This is a genomic window from Kitasatospora sp. NPDC057198, assembly GCF_042670125.1.
Lineage (GTDB): Bacteria > Actinomycetota > Actinomycetes > Streptomycetales > Streptomycetaceae > Kitasatospora.
In genome coordinates this window covers 1-4,527 of record NZ_JBHUWH010000573.1, presented here as the reverse complement: position 1 = coordinate 4,527, position 4,527 = coordinate 1, and the positions used below count along the sequence as shown (strand labels likewise).

Genomic DNA, 4,527 nt, shown 5'->3' with positions numbered 1-4,527 from the left:
GGACACCGTTTCCCCGGAATTCCGGAATGCGGGAGCAAGGGAAAGCCGATCCACCCGCATTCGCCGCACCGGGCCCCCGGCCCGGATGGCCGGGATTGTCGGAGCCGGGCCCCGGGGCGGGCCTCACGGGCCGTCAGCGGACGAGCGGCGCCGGCCCGCTCCCGCCAGGGACGTTCACCCGCGAATCCTGACAATTCGCCCACCGTCCCACCGACCGCCGCCGGAACACATCCCTACCAAAGCCGTATTTCTCTATCAAATACCCTTATCGCCCAAAACGGTCACAAGATCAGCTTTCGCCTGACGCGCCCCCAGCGCCCGTCCGGCGCAACGGAGTTCCGGGCGGAATTCTTGATCACCTTTTCCCAAGCCCGGGGGAAGCCGCACCGGCATTTGCCAATCCTCCTTAAGTCCGCTTAATCTCCTGCCCACGTTCGTGGACACACGGACCCAGCTCACCCGGAACGCCGAGTCCTGCCGCCGGGTGGGTCGGCTCATGCACAACGCACCACGGCAGGGGCGGGGGAACCAGGTAAGTCGCCCCGGGCGGTCGAAGGACCGCACGGGGCTAGGGGTGAAGCCGGGCGCACCGCAGCGGTGCGCGCGGCCGGGCAACTCCAGCCCGAATCCGACAGCTCACCTCGCAGGCGTGGGAGAGGAACGCTTCTTCATGCTGCCCATCAGCGCCAAGCGCGCCCGCCGCCTGATAGCCACCACCGGCGTCGTCGGCATCGGCCTCACCATCCCCTGCCTGACCACCGGCACCGCCTCCGCCGCGACCGTCTCCACCTGGGACAAGGTCGCCCAGTGCGAGTCCAGCGGCAACTGGTCGATCAACACCGGCAACGGCTTCTACGGTGGTCTGCAGTTCACCTCCTCCACCTGGGCCGAGTTCGGCGGCACCGCGTACGCCTCGCGCGCCGACCTCGCCACCAAGGACCAGCAGATCGCTGTCGCCGAGAAGGTGCTGGCCTCCCAGGGCCCCGGCGCCTGGCCCGTCTGCTCCGTCCAGGCCGGTCTGACCAAGGGCGGCGCCGCCCCCCAGGTCGACACCTCCACCTCCTCCTCGTCCGCCGCCGCGGGCTCGGACAGCAGCGGCTCCGCGCAGTCCCAGTCGCAGTCCCAGTCCCAGGCGCAGTCCGGCGGCAGCGGCAAGGGCCAGTCCCAGCACTCCTGGTCGCAGGGCAAGTCGCAGTCGCAGGCGCAGTCGCACTCGCAGAGCCAGGCCCAGCCGCAGGCCGAGCAGAGCACCCCGGCCGCCGGCACCTACACCGTCGTGGCGGGCGACTGGCTGTCCGCCATCGCGCAGAGCCAGCACGTGGACGGCGGCTGGCAGAAGCTGTACGACCTGAACCGCTCGGTCCTCACCGAGGGTCCGGACATGATCTACCCGGGCCAGCAGCTCTCGCTGGGCGGCGGCAGCGGCACCGCGCAGCAGCAGTCCGCCCCGGCCGCCAAGTCCTCGGCCTCGTCCTCGTCCTCGTACAAGGGCTCGTCCTGGAAGAGCGGCCACTCCGCCGCGAAGTCCTCGACCGGCAGCACCGGCAGCACCGGCAGCACCGGCACCGCGAAGGCCGCCACCACCGCGAAGGCCGCGACCACCACCGCGACCACCGCCACCGCGTCCACCACCACCGCCACCGCCGCCACCAAGGCGACCGGCTCCAAGGCCGCGGCGATCGACTTCGCGCTGTCCAAGCTCGGCCAGGCGTACGTCTACGGCGGCACCGGCAACGGCGGCTGGGACTGCTCGGGCCTGACCCAGGCCGCCTTCCGCCAGGCCGGCATCAGCCTGCCGCGCGTCGCCGCCGACCAGGCGGACTACTCGACCCGCGTCTCGCTGGACAGCCTGCAGCCGGGCGACCTGCTGTTCTGGTCCAACAACGGCGCCAACTCGGGCGTCTACCACGTCGCGCTGTACGTCGGCGACGGCAAGTACGTCGAGGCCGCGAACCCGCGCTCCGGCGTCCGCACCGAGACCATCGCCAACTGGGCCCCCGACTTCGCGGGCCGCGTCTGATCCGCGAGCGGTGAACCGCCGCTGCCCCCGGGGACCCTGGTCGGCCCCGGGGGCAGCGGCCTATCCTCGGCCTGACGGGGACCGAGGACCGACGGCCGGGGAGCTGCACCATGGCGAAAGTGACGATCACGCTGGACGCGGACCTGGCCCTGGAAGTGATGATGCGGGCCGGCGCCCCCTCCCCCCAGGACGCGGTGGAGCTGGTCCTGCGCGACTACCTCTCCACCGACCGCCGCACCATCGCCCGCACCGGCGGCACCCGCGACGGCGAACGCCTCCTCCCCAAGCCCCCCACCGCCGAGGAGGGCTGACACCCTCCAGAGAGCACCGCCAGGGGCTCGGGGAACGGCGAGGCCCAGTCTGCTGACGGTTCACTGCCGGAGCGCGCATCAGCTATCGGTTCCGTCAAAGACACGCAGCAGCACGAACACTCCGATGGGCTCCGACCGTCAGCAGCACGGACTCGCCGTTCCCCGAGCCCCTGGCGGTCCTCTCCTGGCGGCACAAGTCCCGGAACTGTCAAGTAACTTACCGTCTAGTAAGTTTACCGGCGAGTACCTACCCTGGGCGAACCCCCACCCCACCCAAGGGAGTTCGCCATGGCACACCCCCTCGCCCGTGCCGCCCGCGCCGCCCGCCCACCCGTCGAGGTGCTGCGCAGCGGCGGCCGGGTCGTCGAGGCCCGCGCCGCGCACCTGGTGCCGCCGCCCGAGGACGGGTGCCTGGGCGACCTGCCGTTCCGCAACGCGGAGGCCGCGCCGGAGGCGGTGGTACTGACGCGCCGTCAGCCGGACGGCTCCTGGCGGGACGTGACGGCGCGGGAGTTCGCGGATCAGGTCGCGGCGCTGGCCCGCGGCCTGGTCGCGGTCGGCGTGGGCCCCGGCGCGCGGATCGTGCTGATGTCGCGGACCAGGTACGAGTGGACGCTGCTGGACTTCGCGGCCTGGGCGGCCGGCGCCTGCGTGGTGCCGGTCTACCCGACGTCCGCGGTCGAGCAGGCGGAGTGGATCGTCCGGGACTCGGGGGCGGTGCTGGCGGTCGCGGAGGACGCCGGGGCGGCCGAGGTGCTGACGGTGGCGATCGCCCGCACCGGCGGCACGGTGCCGCTGTGGCGGCTGGACGGGGACGCCGTCGGCGAGCTCACCGCCCTCGGCCGTGCGGTGCCCGCCGAGGAGCTGACCCGCCGCCGGCGGGCCCGGCACCCGGCGGACGAGGCGACGCTGATCTACACCTCGGGCACCACCGGCCGCCCGAAGGGCTGCCTGCTGACCCACGCCAACTTCCTCACCGAGGCGGCGAACTGCCACGCCCTGCTGGGGCCGGTGTTCGAGGAGGCGACCGGCCGGGCGCCGTGCACGCTGCTGTTCCTGCCGCTGGCGCACGTGCTGGGCCGGATGATCCAGGTGACCTGCGTGTACGGGATGGTCCGGATCGGCCACAGCCCGTCCCTGAAGCCGGCCGAGCTGCGGCCGGACCTGGCCTCGTTCGGGGCGACCTTCCTGGTGGGCGTGCCCTACCTGTTCGAGAAGATCCACCAGTTGGGCCGGGCCGAGGCGCAGGCGAAGGGCGCGGGGAAGGTGTTCGACCGGGCGGCCGCGGTGGCGGTGCGCTACGCCCGGACCGAGCTGGCCGCGGCGGCGGGCGGCCGTCCGGTGCCGCTCCCGCTGCGGCTGGCGCACGGCCTGTACGACGCGCTGGTGTACCGGCGGGTGCGGGCGGCGATGGGCGGCCGGGTGCGGTACGCGATCAGCGGCGGCTCCTCGATCGACCCGGAGCTGCTGCTGTTCTTCGCGGGCGCGGGCGTGCTGGTGCACGAGGGCTACGGGCTGACCGAGAGCAGCGGCCCGTCCACGGTGAACCCGCCGCTGCGGCCGCGGCCGGGCACGGTCGGGCAGCCGGTGCCGGGCAGTGCGGTGCGGATCGCCGAGGACGGCGAGGTGTTCCTGAGCGGCAGTCAGCTCTTCGACGGCTACTACGAGTTGGGGGCGCCGCGGCCGGTCCGGCCGCACTGGTTCGCCACCGGCGACCTGGGGCGGCTGGACGAGGACGGCTACCTGACCATCACCGGCCGCAAGAAGGAGGTCCTGGTGACCTCGGGCGGCAAGAACGTCTCGCCGGGCCCGCTGGAGGACCGGCTGCGCGGCCACCCGCTGGTCAGCCAGGCGCTGGTGGTCGGCAACGGCCGCCCGTACGTGGGCGCGCTGCTCACCCTGGACGCCGAGGCGGTGGAGCGCTTCCTCGCCGCGGGCCCGCCCGCCGCTCCCGCACCGCGGGGGGTGGAGGTCGCCAGCGCCGTCCCGGCCCACCCGGCGGTGCTGGCGGCGCTCGCCGGGGCGGTCCTGGCCGTCAACTCGACGGTCTCGCGGGCCGAGTCGATCCGCCGGGTGCGGGTGGTGGCGGGCGACTTCACCGAGGAGCGCGGCCTGCTGACGCCCTCGCTGAAGGTCCGCCGGCAGGCCGTCAGCGCCGCCTACCGCCGCGACCTGGAGCAGCTCTACGCGTAGCGG

The 4,527-nt window shown here is 73.4% G+C and carries 3 protein-coding genes and 1 riboswitch; all 3 genes read left to right on the top strand.

Annotated features, from left to right (window positions below):
* Window positions 1-494: 494 nt before the first annotated feature.
* A riboswitch (cyclic di-AMP (ydaO/yuaA leader) is annotated at window positions 495-665 on the top strand.
* Between the two features lie 5 nt (window positions 666-670).
* Window positions 671-2,020: a transglycosylase family protein gene (locus ACFUEL_RS35690; protein ID WP_380241739.1), complete on the top strand. Its 1,350-nt coding sequence runs from the start codon at window positions 671-673 to the stop codon at window positions 2,018-2,020.
* A gap of 110 nt (window positions 2,021-2,130) precedes the next feature.
* A complete protein-coding gene (locus tag ACFUEL_RS35685) occupies window positions 2,131-2,331 on the top strand; it encodes a hypothetical protein (protein ID WP_380241737.1) in 201 nt (66 codons plus the stop codon).
* A gap of 288 nt (window positions 2,332-2,619) precedes the next feature.
* Window positions 2,620-4,524 (top strand): AMP-dependent synthetase/ligase, encoded by a 1,905-nt coding sequence (locus ACFUEL_RS35680; RefSeq protein ID WP_380241735.1) that lies wholly within the window; start codon window positions 2,620-2,622, stop codon window positions 4,522-4,524.
* Window positions 4,525-4,527: the final 3 nt, after the last annotated feature.